16 protein-coding genes are annotated in these 14899 nt (G+C 72.9%); 5 read left to right on the top strand and 11 right to left on the bottom strand.

Translation table 11 applies throughout. The features are described from left to right. Positions 1-341: 341 nt before the first annotated feature. From truB to rimP, 7 genes are all read right to left on the bottom strand, one after another. A complete protein-coding gene (gene truB / locus ACQZOG_RS22190) occupies positions 342-1250 on the bottom strand; it encodes a tRNA pseudouridine(55) synthase TruB (RefSeq protein WP_037641927.1) in 909 nt (302 codons plus the stop codon). Further along, complete coding sequence (rbfA, locus tag ACQZOG_RS22185; protein WP_033277416.1) at positions 1247-1696, bottom strand: 30S ribosome-binding factor RbfA; 450 nt, start codon at positions 1694-1696, stop codon at positions 1247-1249. Before rbfA ends, truB begins: the two co-directional genes overlap by 4 nt. A gap of 33 nt (positions 1697-1729) precedes the next feature. After that, the gene (locus ACQZOG_RS22180) at positions 1730-2023 is read right to left on the bottom strand and encodes a DUF503 domain-containing protein (RefSeq protein WP_033277415.1); all 294 of its coding nucleotides are present in this window, start codon (positions 2021-2023) and stop codon (positions 1730-1732) included. 150 nt (positions 2024-2173) lie between these two features. Beyond that, entirely contained in the window at positions 2174-5194 is a 3021-nt protein-coding gene (gene infB / locus ACQZOG_RS22175) for a translation initiation factor IF-2 (protein ID WP_079031540.1), read from the bottom strand. Between the two features lie 148 nt (positions 5195-5342). Beyond that, the gene (locus ACQZOG_RS22170) at positions 5343-5660 is read right to left on the bottom strand and encodes a YlxR family protein (RefSeq protein WP_078493021.1); all 318 of its coding nucleotides are present in this window, start codon (positions 5658-5660) and stop codon (positions 5343-5345) included. A 101-nt stretch (positions 5661-5761) separates the two neighbouring features. Further along, the gene (gene nusA, locus ACQZOG_RS22165) at positions 5762-6748 is read right to left on the bottom strand and encodes a transcription termination factor NusA (RefSeq protein WP_033277413.1); all 987 of its coding nucleotides are present in this window, start codon (positions 6746-6748) and stop codon (positions 5762-5764) included. A 2-nt stretch (positions 6749-6750) separates the two neighbouring features. Further along, positions 6751-7269: a ribosome maturation factor RimP gene (rimP, locus tag ACQZOG_RS22160; RefSeq protein WP_370404885.1), complete on the bottom strand. Its 519-nt coding sequence runs from the start codon at positions 7267-7269 to the stop codon at positions 6751-6753. A gap of 220 nt (positions 7270-7489) precedes the next feature. On the opposite strand from rimP, the gene ACQZOG_RS22155 reads away from it, so the two are divergent. The 3 genes from ACQZOG_RS22155 to ACQZOG_RS22145 are packed head-to-tail and all read left to right on the top strand — an operon-like array spanning position 7490 to position 9498. Continuing rightward, positions 7490-8080, top strand: coding sequence for a hypothetical protein (locus ACQZOG_RS22155; RefSeq protein ID WP_430741742.1), 591 nt, complete (start codon positions 7490-7492; stop codon positions 8078-8080). Beyond that, positions 8077-8541 carry a ferritin-like domain-containing protein gene (locus ACQZOG_RS22150; RefSeq protein WP_033277410.1) on the top strand — a complete coding sequence of 155 codons (465 nt, stop codon included), beginning with the start codon at positions 8077-8079 and terminating at the stop codon, positions 8539-8541. Before ACQZOG_RS22155 ends, ACQZOG_RS22150 begins: the two co-directional genes overlap by 4 nt. A 51-nt stretch (positions 8542-8592) precedes the next feature. Continuing rightward, positions 8593-9498: an aminoglycoside phosphotransferase family protein gene (locus tag ACQZOG_RS22145; protein WP_193469429.1), complete on the top strand. Its 906-nt coding sequence runs from the start codon at positions 8593-8595 to the stop codon at positions 9496-9498. Between the two features lie 321 nt (positions 9499-9819). On the opposite strand, the gene ACQZOG_RS22140 is transcribed toward ACQZOG_RS22145, so the two are convergent. Genes ACQZOG_RS22140 through ACQZOG_RS22130 form a run of 3 tightly spaced genes read right to left on the bottom strand, consistent with a single transcriptional unit; the run spans position 9820 to position 11782 of the window. Continuing rightward, positions 9820-10308 (bottom strand): hypothetical protein, encoded by a 489-nt coding sequence (locus ACQZOG_RS22140; RefSeq protein WP_193456713.1) that lies wholly within the window; start codon positions 10306-10308, stop codon positions 9820-9822. Then, positions 10305-11183: a BN159_2729 family protein gene (locus tag ACQZOG_RS22135; protein WP_208862070.1), complete on the bottom strand. Its 879-nt coding sequence runs from the start codon at positions 11181-11183 to the stop codon at positions 10305-10307. The genes ACQZOG_RS22140 and ACQZOG_RS22135 overlap by 4 nt, the downstream gene beginning before the upstream one ends. Next, positions 11180-11782 (bottom strand): RNA polymerase sigma factor, encoded by a 603-nt coding sequence (locus ACQZOG_RS22130; RefSeq protein WP_033277407.1) that lies wholly within the window; start codon positions 11780-11782, stop codon positions 11180-11182. The genes ACQZOG_RS22135 and ACQZOG_RS22130 overlap by 4 nt, the downstream gene beginning before the upstream one ends. Before the next feature lie 410 nt (positions 11783-12192). On the opposite strand from ACQZOG_RS22130, the gene ACQZOG_RS22125 reads away from it, so the two are divergent. Continuing rightward, on the top strand, positions 12193-12618 hold the full coding sequence (locus ACQZOG_RS22125; RefSeq protein WP_203550024.1) for a helix-turn-helix domain-containing protein: 426 nt from the start codon (positions 12193-12195) through the stop codon (positions 12616-12618). A gap of 143 nt (positions 12619-12761) precedes the next feature. After that, complete coding sequence (locus ACQZOG_RS22120; protein WP_033277405.1) at positions 12762-13007, top strand: hypothetical protein; 246 nt, start codon at positions 12762-12764, stop codon at positions 13005-13007. Between the two features lie 146 nt (positions 13008-13153). Here the strand turns inward: ACQZOG_RS22120 and ACQZOG_RS22115 are convergent, their stop codons facing one another. Further along, complete coding sequence (locus tag ACQZOG_RS22115; RefSeq protein WP_037641902.1) at positions 13154-14857, bottom strand: proline--tRNA ligase; 1704 nt, start codon at positions 14855-14857, stop codon at positions 13154-13156. Positions 14858-14899 lie beyond the last annotated feature (42 nt).

Genomic DNA, 14899 nt, shown 5'->3' with positions numbered 1-14899 from the left:
GGCGCGGCGGGGGAACGCGCCCCCTTCCACTCCCCCGGTTCACTCCGAGCGCCCGCACGTGAGGGTGAACCGGGAGGGGGTGATGGATAGACCCTAGGGGTGGGGGAACCGAGGGGGGCCGTGGAGCGGCGCAGAGCCGACCCCGTGCCGCGCCGCTCCACGGACGGCCTCCTCCTGGGGGCTGCGCCCCCGGATCTTCCTGTCGGCCCTGGCGCGCCTCGTCCTCGAACGCCGGACGGACTGGTTGTGGCCCCTCCGGGCCTTCGAGGAACGAGGCCGGACGGGCCGAATCAGCCCCTCCGGCGTTTGAGGAGCGGGGTCCGGGGCGGAGCCTCGGGGCCTCAGCTCGCGAAGACCGCCACGCTCTTCGCCTTCCCCCGCTGCTCCTCCACCAGCGCCAGGAACCGCCCCTCCGGCCCGAAGACCGCCACCGGCCCCCGGCCGGCGTACTCCTCGGGCATCTCCAGGCGGACGCCGTTCGTCAGCAGCCTGGCGCGGCGTTCGTCGACGTCCCAGCGGGGGAACGCGGCCGCCGCGGCCTCGGCGATCGGCATGATCGTCAGCTTCTCCTGGAGCTGGTCCAGGGTCTTCGCCGCGTCCAGCCGGTACGGCCCGACGCGGGTGCGGCGCAGCGCGGTCAGGTGGCCGCCGACGCCCAGTCCCGCGCCCAGGTCGCGGGCGAGGGCGCGGATGTAGGTGCCGGAGGAGCAGACGACCGAGACGACCAGGTCCAGCACCGGGGTGCCGTCCTCGGCGACGGCCTCGCGGACGTCGTACACGGAGAACGACGAGACCGTGACCGGCCGGGCGGGGATGTCGAACTCCTCGCCCTCCCGCGCGCGCTTGTAGGAGCGCACCCCGTCGATCTTGATGGCGCTGACCTTGGACGGTACCTGCATGATGTCGCCGGTCAGGGCGGCGACCCCCGCGTCGACGGCCTCGCGGGTGACCCGTGAGGCGTCGGCGGAGGCGGTGATCTCCCCCTCGGCGTCGTCGGTGACGGTGGTCTGGCCGAGCCGGACCGTGCCGAGGTACTCCTTCTCGGTCAGCGCCAGGTGGCCGAGGAGCTTGGTCGCCCGCTCGACGCCGAGGACGAGCACACCGGTCGCCATCGGGTCGAGGGTGCCGGCGTGGCCGACCCGGCGGGTGCGGGCGATGCCGCGCATCTTGGCGACCACGTCGTGCGAAGTGAAGCCCGACGGCTTGTCGACGATGACAAGGCCGTCGGGCGGGGTCTGCTTCTGGGTCATTCGGCGGTGTCGTCCGTCTCGTCGTCTTCCGGCTTGCGGTACGGGTCGGCTCCGCCGGCGTACGCGGCGCCCGCGGACGCCTCGCGCACCTTGGCGTCGGACTCGCGCGCCTTGTCGAGGAGGTCCTCGATGGTGCGCGCGGTGTCCGGCAGGGCGTCCATGACGAAGGTGAGGGTGGGGGTGAACTTCACGCCCGCCGCACGGCCCACCTCGGAGCGCAGCACGCCCTTGGCGGACTCCAGGCCGGCCGCGGCCGCCTTCCGCTCCTCGTCGTCCCCGTACACCGTGTAGAAGACGGTCGCCTCCCTGAGGTCACCGGTGACCCGGGTGTCCGTGATGGTGACGTGCGAGCCGAGCCGCGGGTCCTTGATCCCGCGCTGCAGCTTCTGGGCCACCACCTCTCGGATGAGGTCCGCCAGCCTCTTGGCACGCGCGTTGTCGGCCACTGGTCCGTCTCCTTAAGTGCTTAACGTCTTGCTTCAGTCTTCGTCGCTGTGGAGCCTGCGTCGAACCGAGAGCAGTTCCACCTCGGGCCGATCCGCGACCAGCCGCTCGCAGCGGTCCAGGACGTCGGTGAGGTGGTTCCATTCCCCGGAGACCACCGCGAGGCCGATCTCGGCCCTGCGGTGCAGGTTCTGGTTCCCGGTCTCCGCCACGCTGACCGCGTACTTCCGCTGCAGTTCGGCGACGATCGGACGGACGACGGAGCGCTTCTCCTTGAGCGAGTGGACGTCGCCGAGGAGCAGGTCGAAGGACAGAGTCCCCACATACATGTGTGTCCGGATGTCCCGCCGGTTCGGGGTACGGGGTACGGGCGCCAGGCTCGGCGCCGATACGGGAACCGTACACGCAACGGCCGGGGCCGATCGACGGAGTTTCCCCTTCCGGGAATCCCCGCCGACCGGCCCCGATCGCGTGCTGGATCAGACGCGCGGCTTCTCGCGCATCTCGTACGTCGCGATGACGTCGTCGACCTTGATGTCGTTGAAGTTTCCGAGGTTGATACCGCCCTCGAAGCCTTCGCGGATCTCGGTGACGTCGTCCTTGAAGCGACGCAGACCCTCGATGTTGAGGTTCTCCGCGATGACCTTGCCGTCGCGGATGAGGCGCGCCTTGGTGTTGCGCTTGACCTCGCCGGAGCGGATGAGCACACCCGCGATGTTGCCCAGCTTGGACGAGCGGAAGACCTCGCGGATCTCCGCCGTGCCGAGCTCGACCTCTTCGTACTCCGGCTTGAGCATGCCCTTGAGGGCCGCCTCGATCTCCTCGATCGCCTGGTAGATGACCGAGTAGTACCGGACGTCCACACCCTCGCGCTCGGCCATCTGCTGCGCACGCCCGGCGGCGCGCACGTTGAAGCCGATCACGATGGCGTCGGAGCCCATCGCCAGGTCGATGTCGGACTCCGTGACCGCACCGACGCCGCGGTGCAGGACGCGGATGTCGACCTCTTCGCCGACGTCCAGCTGGAGCAGCGAGGACTCGAGGGCCTCGACCGAACCGGAGGCGTCACCCTTGATGATCAGGTTCAGCTGCTGGACCTCGCCGGCCTTGAGCACCTTGTCCAGGTCCTCGAGGGAGACGCGGCGCGTGCGCTTGGCGAACGCGGCGTTCCGCTCGCGGGCGGCGCGCTTCTCGGCGATCTGACGGGCCGTACGGTCCTCGTCGACCACGATGAAGTTGTCGCCCGCACCCGGGACGTTGGTCAGGCCCAGGACCTGGACCGGCGTCGAGGGTCCGGCCTCGGCGACGTTGTTGCCGTTGTCGTCGAGCATGGCGCGCACGCGGCCGTAGGCGTCGCCCACCACCATCGTGTCGCCGACCCGCAGGGTGCCTCGCTGGACGAGGACGGTCGCCACGGCACCGCGGCCGCGGTCGAGCCGGGACTCGATCGAGATGCCCTGCGCGTCCTGCGTGGGGTTGGCCCGCAGGTCGAGCGAGGCGTCCGCGGTGAGGATGACGGCCTCGAGGAGGCTGTCGATGTGCAGACCCTGCTTGGCGGAGATGTCGACGAACATGGTGTCGCCGCCGTACTCCTCGGCCACCAGGCCGTACTCGGTCAGCTGACCGCGCACCTTGGTCGGGTCCGCGCCCTCGACGTCGATCTTGTTGACCGCGACGACGATCGGGACCTCGGCGGCCTTGGCGTGGTTGAGCGCCTCGACCGTCTGCGGCATGACGCCGTCGTTGGCCGCGACGACCAGGATCGCGATGTCGGTCGACTTGGCACCGCGGGCACGCATGGCGGTGAACGCCTCGTGACCCGGGGTGTCGATGAAGGTGATCTTGCGATCCTCTTCGTTGACCTCGGTCGTGACCTGGTAGGCACCGATGTGCTGGGTGATGCCGCCGGCCTCGCCCGCGATGACGTTCGTCTTGCGGATGGCGTCGAGGAGGCGGGTCTTGCCGTGGTCGACGTGACCCATGACGGTGACGACCGGCGGACGGACCACCAGGTCCTCCTCGTCGCCCTCGTCCTCGCCGAACTCCAGGTCGAAGGACTCGAGCAGCTCGCGGTCCTCCTCCTCCGGGCTGACGACCTGAACCGTGTAGTTCATCTCGTCCGCGAGGAGCTGGAGCGTCTCGTCGGAGACGGACTGGGTCGCGGTGACCATCTCGCCGAGGTTCATCATGACCGCGACGAGCGACGCCGGGTTGGCGTTGATCTTCTCCGCGAAGTCGGTGAGCGACGCACCGCGCGACAGGCGAATGGTCTCGCCGTTGCCGCGAGGCAGCATCACGCCGCCGACCGACGGGGCCTGCATGGCCTCGTACTCCTGGCGCCTCTGCCGCTTCGACTTACGGCCGCGACGCGCGGGACCGCCGGGACGGCCGAAGGCGCCCTGCGTGCCACCGCGGCCACCGGGACCGCCGGGACGGCCACCGAAGCCGGGACGGCCACCGCCGCCGCCGAAACCGCCACCCGGACGGCCGGCGAAACCGCCGCCGCCACCGGGACGACCGGCACCGCCACCGCCGCCGGGACGGCCGGCGAAGCCGCCGCCACCGGGACGACCGCCGCCACCGCCGGGACGACCCGCACCGCCCGGACCACGGCCGCCGGGGCCGGGACGCGGGCCGGCAGCGGGACGCTGCGGCATCATGCCGGGGTTGGGACGCGGGCCGCCGGGGCCGCCGCCGGGACGGGGGCCGCCCTGCGGACGGGGCATGCCGCCCGGAGTGGGACGCGCACCGCCCGGAGCCTGCGGACGGGGACCGCCGCCCTGGCCGGGGGCCTGGGGACGGGGACCGGCGCCGGGGGCGCCGGGACCGGGACGCTGGCCCTGCGGGCGCGGAGCCTGCGGACGGGCCATGCCGGTGGAGCCACCCGAGGTGAACGGGTTGTTGCCGGGGCGCGGACCGGCCGGGCGGGCACCCGGACGCGGAGCACCGCCGCCGGGACGCTGGCCCTGGCCTGCCGGACGGCCCTGGCCGCCCTGGCCCTGACCGGGACCGGCGGGACGGCCGCCGGGCTTGGGAGCGCCGGGACGGGCGCCACCGGGCTTCGGACCGGACTGGGCCGGGGACGCCGCGGGCGGGGCCTGGAACTCCGGGGCGGCCGGCGCCGGACGCGGCGCGGGGCGCGGGCCCGGCGTCGGACGCTGAGCCGCGGGGGCCGGCGCGGGCGCCGACGGAGCCGCCGGCGGCTGGGCCGCGGCGGGCTTGGGTGCGGCCGGCGGCTTGGGAGCAGCCGGACGGGCCGCCTGCGCCGGAGAGGGCGCGGCGGGCCTGGGGGCGGCCTTCTTGGGCGCGCCGGGCTTCGCGGCGGACTTGCCGTTGCCCCCGCCCTGCTGGAAGGCGTCAGTCAGCTTGCGTACTACGGGCGCTTCGATCGTCGAAGACGCCGAACGGACGAACTCACCGAGTTCCTGGAGCTTGGCCATGACGACCTTGCTCTCTACACCGAACTCCTTGGCGAGTTCGTAGACCCGGACCTTAGCCACTTCGCTCCTTTGAGGTCCGGGTTGCGTCCGGACCGTCGCTAGTTCATGGGCGTACTCATCGCGTACTCATCGAGTGCTCATCGCAATCTCGACCTGCTTTCGACTCGCGAGGTACCAGGCCGTACGGGGGTTTCCGTACGGCAAGTTCTTACGTGTTGCCTGTCAGTCGGCACGGAGCCACTGCTCGGCAACCTTGTGCCTGCTCGACGTAGTGGCGCAACGCCTTTACGTCGAGCGGTCCCGGGACGCGGAACGCCCGCGGGAACGCCCTGCGGCGCACCGCCTGGTCGAGACAAGCCGGTACGGGATGCACATACGCACCCCGGCCGGGCAGCGTACCGCGTGGATCCGGGACGCACGCGTCCTCGATCACCACGATCCGCAGCAGCTCGCCCTTGACCGCTCGCTCGCGGCACCCCACGCAAGTGCGTTCGGGGCACACGCCAGCCTGTGTCCGGCCAGACACTCCTCAGTCTACCTCCCCGGACCGACCTCACCCCTCCGGGGCAAGAATCGAACACCGCCACGAGCAAAGCTGTCGTGATCTCAGCCCATCGCGGCCTGGATCTATTCCCCGGCCTGCTCCGTGTCCGGCCGGATGTCGATCCTCCAGCCGGTGAGACGGGCGGCCAGACGGGCGTTCTGCCCCTCCTTGCCGATGGCGAGCGACAGCTGGTAGTCCGGCACGGTGACCCGGGCGGACCGGGCCGCCAGGTCGACGATCTCCACCTTGGAGACGCGGGCCGGGGACAGCGCGTTCGCCACCATGTCGGCCGGGTCGTCGGACCAGTCGACGATGTCGATCTTCTCGCCGTTCAGCTCCGCCATGACGTTGCGCACACGGCCGCCCATGGGGCCGATGCAGGCTCCCTTGGCGTTCAGCCCGGAGCGGGTGGAGCGTACGGCGATCTTGGTGCGGTGACCCGCCTCACGGGCGATCGCGGCGATCTCCACGGAGCCGTCGGCGATCTCCGGCACCTCGAGGGCGAACAGCTTCTTCACCAGATGGGGATGCGTACGCGAAAGAGTGACGGACGGACCGCGCACGCCCTTGGCCACCCGGACGACGTACGACCGCAGGCGGGTGCCGTGCGGGTAGGTCTCGCCGGGCACCTGCTCCTGCACCGGCAGGATGGCCTCCAGCTTGCCGATGTCCACCAGCACGTTCTTCGGGTCGCGGCCCTGCTGGACCACGCCGGTGACGATGTCGCCCTCGCGGCCCGCGTACTCGCCGAGCGTCGCGTCGTCCTCGGCGTCGCGCAGGCGCTGCAGGATGACCTGCTTGGCCGTGGTGGCGGCGATACGGCCGAAATCGGACGGGGTGTCGTCGAACTCGCGGGGCTCCTGCCCCTCCTCGAGGTCGTCGGGGTCCTCCTTCGCCCACACGGTCACATGTCCGGTCTCCCGGTCGAGCTCCACGCGCGCGTGCCGGCGGCTTCCCTCGGTGCGGTGGTAGGCGATGAGGAGGGCCGACTCGATCGCCTCGACCAGCAGGTCGAAGGAGATCTCCTTCTCCCGTACCAAGCCCCGCAGGGCGCTCATGTCGATGTCCACGGCTACGCCTCCTCTTCCTTCTTGTCGTTCTTGTCGGACGCGTCGTCCTTGCGGTTGAACTCGACCTGGACACGCGCCCTGGCGATGTCGTCGAAGGCGAGTCGGCGCGCGGTGGCCTTGCGGCCCTTGACACCGGGCACCTCGAGGTCGAGGCCGTCCTCGTCGGCCGCGAGGATGCGGGCGACCAGTTCGCCGCCCTCGGCGAGCTGGAACCGCACCAGGCGGCCGGTGGCGCGCACGTAGTGACGGTGCTCGGTCAGCTCGCGCTCCGCGCCGGGGGTGCCGACCTCGAGGGTGTACTCCGCGCTGCCCATCGCGTCGGTCTCGTCGAGCTTCGCCGAGAGCGCGCGGCTCACATCGGCGACCCGGTCGAGGTCGGCCCCGGTGTCGGAGTCGACGACGACGCGCAGCACACGCTTGCGGCCGACCGTCTCCACGGCGATCTCCTCGAGGTCCAGGCCCTGGGAGCTGACCAGCGGCTCCAGAAGTTCTCGAAGCCTCTCGCTCTGGGTCGTGCTCATCCGGGTGACTCCTCGGCCGCGTGTGCTGTTGTGGGACGGTGCGCGTGTCTGCACAAAGGGTATCCGGTCGCAAGGGGTGTTGCCGTCCACCCGTGCCGTCCACCCGGTCGGCGAGGTGCCGCTGAGGGGCGCCGGGCGGACCTGCGGGTACCGTGATCGCGGGCCCCGCCCGATCTCCTGTTCGCCCCCCGTTCGTCACGAGCCCCCGAGGACGTCTGCCGTGTCGTTCCCCCTGTCTCCGCGCGCCCGTTCGGGGCCGCGCAGAAGGAGTCTGCTCGCCGCCGCCCCGGCGGCCCTGCTGGTAACGGGCTGTTCCGCCGGGTCCGGCGATCCGGGCGGTCCCGCGGCCGCGCGGCCCTCGGCCGCCGAGCGGACCCGGGCGCGCGCGGCCCGGGACAGCCGCGCGCTGGCCGCGCGGTACGACGCGGTCGCCGCCGCGCATCCGAAGCTGGCGGAGCGTCTGCGTCCGCTGCGGGCCGACGTGGTGCGGCACGCGGAGGCGTTCGAGGCGGGCGCAGACGGCTCGGCGTCGCCCGCGCCGTCGGTCTCCGGCTCGTCCGCCTCTCCGGCTCCCGCGACTCCTTCGGCCGGGGCGACCGCGGCGGCCGCGCCCTCGTCGGCCCCCGCCGCGCCCGCGGTGCCCGCGAACGAGAAGGACGCGCTCGCCGAACTGGCCGCCGCCGAGCGGGAAATCGCCGACCGCCGGGCCGAGGAACTGGTGACCGCGCCGGCCGAGCTGGCCCGGCTGCTGGCGTCGGTGTCCGCCTCCGGCGCCGCGCACGTGTACCTGCTGACGGAGGCCCGACGGTGAGTGACGCGCAGGACAAGGAGCTGCGGGCGCTGCAGGCGGCGCTCGCCGCGGAGCACGCGGCGGTGTACGGCTACGGCGTGGTCGGCGGGCGGATCGGCGAGCAGCGGCGCACGGAGGCGCGCACGGCGCACGACGCGCACCGGGCGCGCAGGGACGCGCTGGTGCGGGACGTGAAGGACGCCGGGGGTACGCCCGTGGCCGCGGCGGCCGGGTACGCGCTGCCGTTCCCGGTGCCGGACGCGGCCGCGGCGGTGCGGCTGGCGGCGGAGCTGGAGACGCGGGTGGCGGGCGTCTACGCCGACGTGGTGCGGGCGAGCGGCGGAGAACGGCGCAGGTCGGCGGCCGAGGCGATGCGTGAGGCGGCGGTGCGGTCCGTGCGCTGGAGCGGGGAGAGCGTAGCCTTCCCTGGGCTCGCCGAGCGGAGCGGAACGGCTCCGGGCGGCCCGGCGCCGGCGCCGTGACATGACGGGGGGCTCCGGCACCGTGTGACAGCAGGAAGGAACGACTCGCGCATGGCATTCGAACCGCCGCGGCGTCTGGTGAGGGCGCTCGGTGAGACGGCGCCCGAGGGTGACGACTGGCTGGAGAAGCTGCCCGGGCTGGCGCGTGAGGCCGTGGACCGGCGCGAGTTGACGGTGGAGCGGGTGCAGTTGCCGGGCGGGCGCAGCAGCCTGGTGGTGCTCGTCCGCACGGCCGACGGCACGCCCGCCGTACTGAAGCTGGCGCCGTCCCGTGCGCGTCCGGAGAGCGAGGGCGTGGCGCTGGCGCACTGGGGCGGGCTGGGCGCGGTGCAGTTGCTGGAGCCGGTGTCCGAGGGCACCGAGGGGGTGCTGCTGCTCGAGCGGCTGCACCCGGAGGTCTCGGTGCGGACGCTCCCCGAGGCGAAGGCGCTGCTGGAGGCGGCGGGCACCCTGCGCAGGCTGTGGGTGGACCCGCCGGAGGACCACGTGTTCGAGACGGTGGCCGAGCGCACCGGGCGGCAGGCCAAGGCGATGCGGGCCGGGGCGGACGCGGCGCCGGAGGTGGCCCCGTTGGTGGACGCGGCGCTGTCGGCCCGCGAGGATCTGCTGGACTCGCCGCCGGAACACCGGCTGCTGCACGGCACGTTCCGGCAGAGCAAGGTGCTCTCCGGGGACCGGATGCCGTGGCTCGCGGTGGGTCCCGACCCGGTGGTCGGCGAGCACGCCTTCGATCTGGCGCGGCTGGTCCGTGACCGGGTGGAGGACCTGATCGCCCAGCCGTCGGGCGCGACGACGACGCGCCGCCGGGTGCGGCGCCTCGCGGAGTCGCTGGAGGTCGACCGCGAACGGCTTCGGGGCTGGACGCTGTTCCGGGCGGTCGAGTCCGGCGTCCGCGCGCGGCGGGTCGGCCGCGAACGCGACGCGGAACTCCTCCTGGAATTCGCGACCTGGCTGTAGGCCGCCCGTTCAGGGGCGCGGGCAGCCCACGACGGCCCGCAGCCGACCGCGCTGAGCGCCGTGACAAAGTGCCGCACCGCGGGGGTGCCGCTGCGCCCACCCGTGCCGCCCCAAGCGGCACGACTGCCCGCAGCTAGGCGCGCCTTCAGGGGCGCGGGGAACTGCGCGCTCAGCCCACGACGGCCCGCGGGCAACCGCAGCGGAGGGGCCCCGTCAGGGGCGCGCCCCCCTGCACGGGCAGGGGGGCGCTCGGGGTCCGGTCGGCGTGCCTCCCGAGCTTGCCGGCCGGAGTCTCTCGGCCGTGCCGTGCCGTACCGGAGGTCAGGGGGCGGGGGCCAGCCCCGCCAGACCCGCCTGCACCGCTCCCTCCATCGCCAGCAACCGCACATGACGGCGGATCAACGCGCCCTGGTCCACCGCGTCCGGCACGGGATGCGCGTCGACGGACTCCGCGCGGAACGGCACGTGCGCGAACAGCGCGAGGTCGGCGGGCGGTATGTGCCACGACAGATGCCAGCCGCCGGCGATCAGGCACAGCCGGTGCGTCCCCTCGTGCTCCGGTCCGGTCAGCGGGGTGAGCACCGCGCTGGCGGGGTGCAGCGCCGCGAGCCAGGACAGCAGGTGCGCCCGTTCCCACTCGGCGTCGCCCAGCCGGCGCTCGTAGGCGTCGGCGTGCTGCTGCCAGCGCGCCAGCCGCAGGCGGCTGACGGCCAGTTCGTGCTCCAGACGCAGCCGGTCCACGGATTCGGCCGCGGGGCGGCGAGGCCGTACCAGCCTGCTGAGCAGGCCTTCCCGTGCGTGCGTGGTCATCGGTCCCCTTCGTCCGGGGCCGATTCCGGCGACGGCTCCGTCACGGGGGTCAGCGGACCGGCGTACTCGGCCACGTGGGCCAGTGAGCACCGCTCCGGGCGTCCGTCGAGCGACATCAGCGGCATGCCGTCGTAGGCGCGCTGCCCCTGGAAGTACCAGGTCTCGCCGTGCACGTCGCGGTACGGCAGGGCCAGGTCGTACGCCGTGCCGCCGAGCAGGAAGGGGCGCGTGAGCCCGGCCGGTCCGGGCGGCTGCGGACCGTCGGGGTCCGGTCCGTCCGGCGGTTCGGCGTCGGGGTGCGCGGCGTCCGGGGTCCCCTCCGCCCCGGTGTCCGCCGCCCTGGCGTGCTCCTCCTCGGGCTCGCCGTCCGGGCCGGACGGCAGCGGCTGGACCGCGGCGGTGACGCGGACCCCGTCCCTGCTGCCCTCCCCCGCCAGGATGTGCGGCGCGGTGCACTCGGCGGCGGCGGTGATGCCGAAGTAGGCGCACCAGCCGGGCCAGCGGGCGTACGGCGGTTCGAGGCGGAGCAGGACGTGCACGGTGTCGCCGTCGGCCCGCACGGTGCGGACGTCCGGGTGGGTGCCGACCTCCCGCTCGATGGTCAGGGCGACGGACCGGGCGCGTTCGCGGGCCGCGTCCCATGCGAGGGCCTGGCGTTCCAGCTCGGTCGGCGGGGGCGTCCCGGGCGGGTGGTGGCCGCCTTCGACGCCGGGCGGCACGGCGCCGTGCGGCAGGAGGAGGCTCGGGTGCGGCAGGGCGCCGGCCGGGAAGGCGAGCACCTCGGGCGGCGAGGAGGAGGCGAGGTACACGTCGCGGAGGCCGGGCACGGCCACGGTCACGCGGAGGACGGGAACGGCGTCCGGGTACTCGTTCACGCGTGCACCGCCCCCGCCGCCCAGCGCAGCCGGCACATGGCGCGGTGCGTCAGCGCCTTGACCGCGCCGACGGTGCGGCCCATGGTGTGCGCGGTCTGCTCGATCGACAGCCCGCCGAGGAACCGCAGTTCCACGCAGGCCCGTTGGGACGGGGCGAGCGCGCTCAGGGCGCGGTGCACCGTCTCGCGGGCGTCGACGGCGTCCAGGTCGCGCAGGACCAGGGTCTCCGGTTCCGGACCCGGCTGTCTGGGGTCGCCGAACTCGGCGACCAGCATCTCGCGCCGGTGGCGGCTGCGGCCCAGCTCGTCGAGGTGGATGTTGCGGGCGATGGTGGTCAGCCAGGCGGCGGGGTCGGTGCCGCGCCAGGCGAAGCCGGAGATGTTCCGCAGGGCGCGGGCGAAGACCTCCTGGGTCAGGTCCTCGGCCAGGTGCCGGTCCCGGGTGCGGGCCAGCAGATAGCCGTACACCGTGCCGCGGTACTCGCGGTAGAGAAAGGCGAACGCCTCCGGGTCCCCGGTGCGGGCCCGGGTCAGCCACGCCGGCTCCGAGGCGTTCGGGTCGGTTCTCTCCGCGGTGGATGAAGTGGTCGCTAAGGACACGTTCGTTGCTCCTCGGTAAGGGTGGACAAGGACGGGCGGGCCGCCCGCACGACCGCACGACGTCTGCGATCTTCATGTAGATGTAGATTTCGGGTGGGCGATCGACGCGGACCGGCGGACGGGGATGTACGCACGCCGGGGCGGGTCCGGCCGACATGACCGGCCGTCGACGCAAGGGGTTCCGGCTCCCGAAAGCATCTACAGTCTTCATGTAGATGAAGATCGGGTCAAGGTTGGCGGGGCATATTCCGACCGATGGGTGAAAGGGCGCAGAGGGGGCGGACGGAGGAATGAGGGGCGGGGCAGGGTAGCGCTAGTGCGCCCGAATGCACCGGCGTACACCCCCTGATCCGGCCGTCGATATGCAATCTACTTGCGCTTGTAGATGGGCATGACCGATGCTCGGACGCGTGACGAGCCGACAGACACTGCCTTCTTCGCCCGGGACCGCCGAGGGCGGTCCGGAGTCCCCGGGCGAGGATCTGGCGGCGCTGCTGGAGCGCCTCCTCGCACTCCCCCAGAGCGGTACGCAGAAGGACCTCGCGCGCGAGGCCGGCATCTCCTACCCGACACTCAACGCCTGGATGAACCGCACGCGCGGCACGTCCCGCATCCCGCCCGAGAAGCTGCGGTCGATGGTCGAGGTGTTCCGGCGGTGGGGTGTGAGGACGACGCCGAAGGAGTTCTTCGAGGCGGTCGGGCGTCCCGTGCCGGGGCCCAGCCGCGACGAGCGCGAGGCGCGGCTGCTGAAGCTGTACCGACAGCTCCCCGAGGCCCGGCAGCGTGCGCTGATCAAGGACGCGGAGGCCATGCTGCAGGTCAGCAGGATCACCTGAACCTCCCCGGGCGGCCGGAACCTCCCGACGCCCCACGAATGTCCCGAAAGCCCCACAGGTGCGCACCGGCATCGCTACGATCGGAAGCCGCTGGCCTCCCGAAGCGGAACACCGTGCCCTTGCGCACCCCTGGGGAGACAGTCATGTGCATTCGCGTTCACACGGCGGACGACCTGCCGGACATCGTGGTCTGGGACCCGGACGAGGTCAGCGTGCTGGTGGCGCGCGGCGCCCATCTGCTCGACGTGGTCCGCGAACTGCGCGCGCTCCTCACGATCGACCTCGGCGCCCCCGAGGGCACGGGCACGGCCCTCCTCTGCTTCTGCGGCGAACACGTCGACCTGCCGGCGAGCATCCTGAGCCGCGCACTCACGGCGGAGGCGTGCTGACCAGCACCCCTCCGGCCCGCCGCCCCACGAACGGCCTCCGCCCAGGCGACGCCCGGGCGGGGCCGGCGCCCCCCGGATGTGCGTCGTCCCGGCCGCGGGAAGGTGGTGTCCGTGGCCGGGACGATTCCAGGGCTGCCCCGTAAGATTTAACGCGCCGTCAGGCGGGCGATCGCCTCGTCGACCGTGAGTTCCTCGCGCTCGCCCGTGCGGCGGTCCTTCAGTTCGAGGACGCGGTCGGCGGAGCGGCGGCCGGCGACCAGGATCTGCGGGACGCCCATCAGCTCCGAGTCGGTGAACTTCACGCCCGGGGAGACGCCCGCACGGTCGTCGACCAGGACGCGGACGCCCGCGGCGGCGAGCTTCTCGGACACCTCGAGCGCCAGCTCGGTCTGGAGCGCCTTGCCGGCGGCGACCACGTGCACGTCGGCCGGGGCGACCTCGGCGGGCCAGCACAGGCCCTTGTCGTCGGCGGTCTGCTCGGCGAGGGCGGCCACCGCGCGGGAGACGCCGACGCCGTAGGAGCCCATCGTGACGCGGACGGGCTTGCCGTTCTGGCCGAGGACGTCGAGCTTGAGGGCGTCGGCGTACTTGCGGCCCAGCTGGAAGATGTGGCCGATCTCGATGGCGCGGTCCAGCTTCAGACCCGTGCCGCACTTGGGGCAGGGGTCGCCCTCCTCGACGACCACGACGTCCACGTAGTCGTCGACCTCGAAGTCACGGCCGGCGACGACGTTCCTGGCGTGGGTGTCGGCCTTGTTGGCGCCGGTGATCCAGGCGGTTCCGGGGGCGACGCGCGGGTCGGCGACGTACTTCACCTTGTCCAGGCCCTGCGGGCCGACGTAGCCGCGCACCAGGTCGGGGCGGGCGGCGAAGTCGGCCTCGGTGACCATCTCGATCTCGGCGGGGGCGAAGTGCGCCTCGACCTTGCCCAGGTCGACCTCGCGGTCGCCGGGCACGCCCACGGCGACGATCTCGCCGTCGACCTTGACCAGCAGGTTCTTCAGCGTGGCCGAGGCGGGGACGCCGAGCTGCGCGGCGAGGGTCTCGATGGTGGGGGTGTCGGGCGTGGGGATGTCCTCGGCGGCCGGCACACCGGTGGCGTCCACCGGCTTCAGCTCGTACGAGACGGCCTCGGTGTTGGCGGCGAAGTCGCAGTGGGGGCAGTCGGCGAAGGTGTCCTCGCCGGCCTCGGCGGGCGCGAGGAACTCCTCGGACTTGGAGCCGCCCATGGCGCCGGCGGTCGCCGCACAGATGCGGTAGTCGAGGCCGAGGCGCTCGAAGATCTTCTGGTAGGCGGCGCGGTGCAGGGCGTACGACTGGGCCAGGCCCTCGTCCTCCAGGTCGAAGGAGTACGAGTCCTTCATCAGGAACTCGCGGCCGCGCAGGATGCCGGCGCGGGGGCGGGCCTCGTCGCGGAACTTCGTCTGGATCTGGTAGAGGATGACCGGCAGGTCCTTGTAGGAGGACGCCTGGTCCTTCACCATCAGCGTGAAGATCTCCTCGTGGGTGGGTCCGAGGAGGTAGTCGCCGCCCTTGCGGTCCTGGAGGCGGAACAGCTCGGCGCCGTACTCGTCCCAGCGGCCGGTGGCGTCGTAGGGCTCGCGCGGCAGGAGGGCGGGGAGCAGCACTTCCTGGGCGCCGATGGCGTCCATCTCCTCGCGCACGATCCGCTCGACGTTGGCGAGCACCTTCTTGCCGAGGGGCAGCCACGTCCAGATGCCGGCGGCGGTGCGGCGGACGTAGCCCGCGCGGACCAGCAGCTTGTGGCTGAGGACCTCGGCGTCGGCCGGGTCGTCGCGCAGCGTCTTCGCCATCAACTGGGACATGCGCTGGACCGGTGCGTTCGCCATGGTTCTCGTACTCCTGCTGCGTCTAGGTGATGAAGGCGAGGT

The sequence above is a fragment of the Streptomyces sp. P13-3-3 genome (assembly GCF_050571355.1).
GTDB classification, from domain to species: domain Bacteria; phylum Actinomycetota; class Actinomycetes; order Streptomycetales; family Streptomycetaceae; genus Streptomyces; species Streptomyces althioticus.
Note: the sequence above shows the minus strand (reverse complement) of the source record. Positions and strands in the feature narration are given on the sequence as shown.

Excerpts from the sequence above, each read along its gene's own strand:
- ACQZOG_RS22140 (WP_193456713.1), bottom strand. The coding sequence starts at position 10,308 with ATGACCACGCACGCACGGGAAGGCCTGCTCAGCAGGCTGGTACGGCCT.
- ACQZOG_RS22115 (WP_037641902.1), bottom strand. The coding sequence starts at position 14,857 with ATGGCGAACGCACCGGTCCAGCGCATGTCCCAGTTGATGGCGAAGACG.
- ACQZOG_RS22180 (WP_033277415.1), bottom strand. The coding sequence starts at position 2,023 with ATGTATGTGGGGACTCTGTCCTTCGACCTGCTCCTCGGCGACGTCCAC.
- rimP (WP_370404885.1), bottom strand. The coding sequence starts at position 7,269 with ATGAGCACGACCCAGAGCGAGAGGCTTCGAGAACTTCTGGAGCCGCTG.
- ACQZOG_RS22120 (WP_033277405.1), top strand. The coding sequence starts at position 12,762 with ATGTGCATTCGCGTTCACACGGCGGACGACCTGCCGGACATCGTGGTC.
- ACQZOG_RS22145 (WP_193469429.1), top strand. The coding sequence starts at position 8,593 with ATGGCATTCGAACCGCCGCGGCGTCTGGTGAGGGCGCTCGGTGAGACG.
- truB (WP_037641927.1), bottom strand. The coding sequence starts at position 1,250 with ATGACCCAGAAGCAGACCCCGCCCGACGGCCTTGTCATCGTCGACAAG.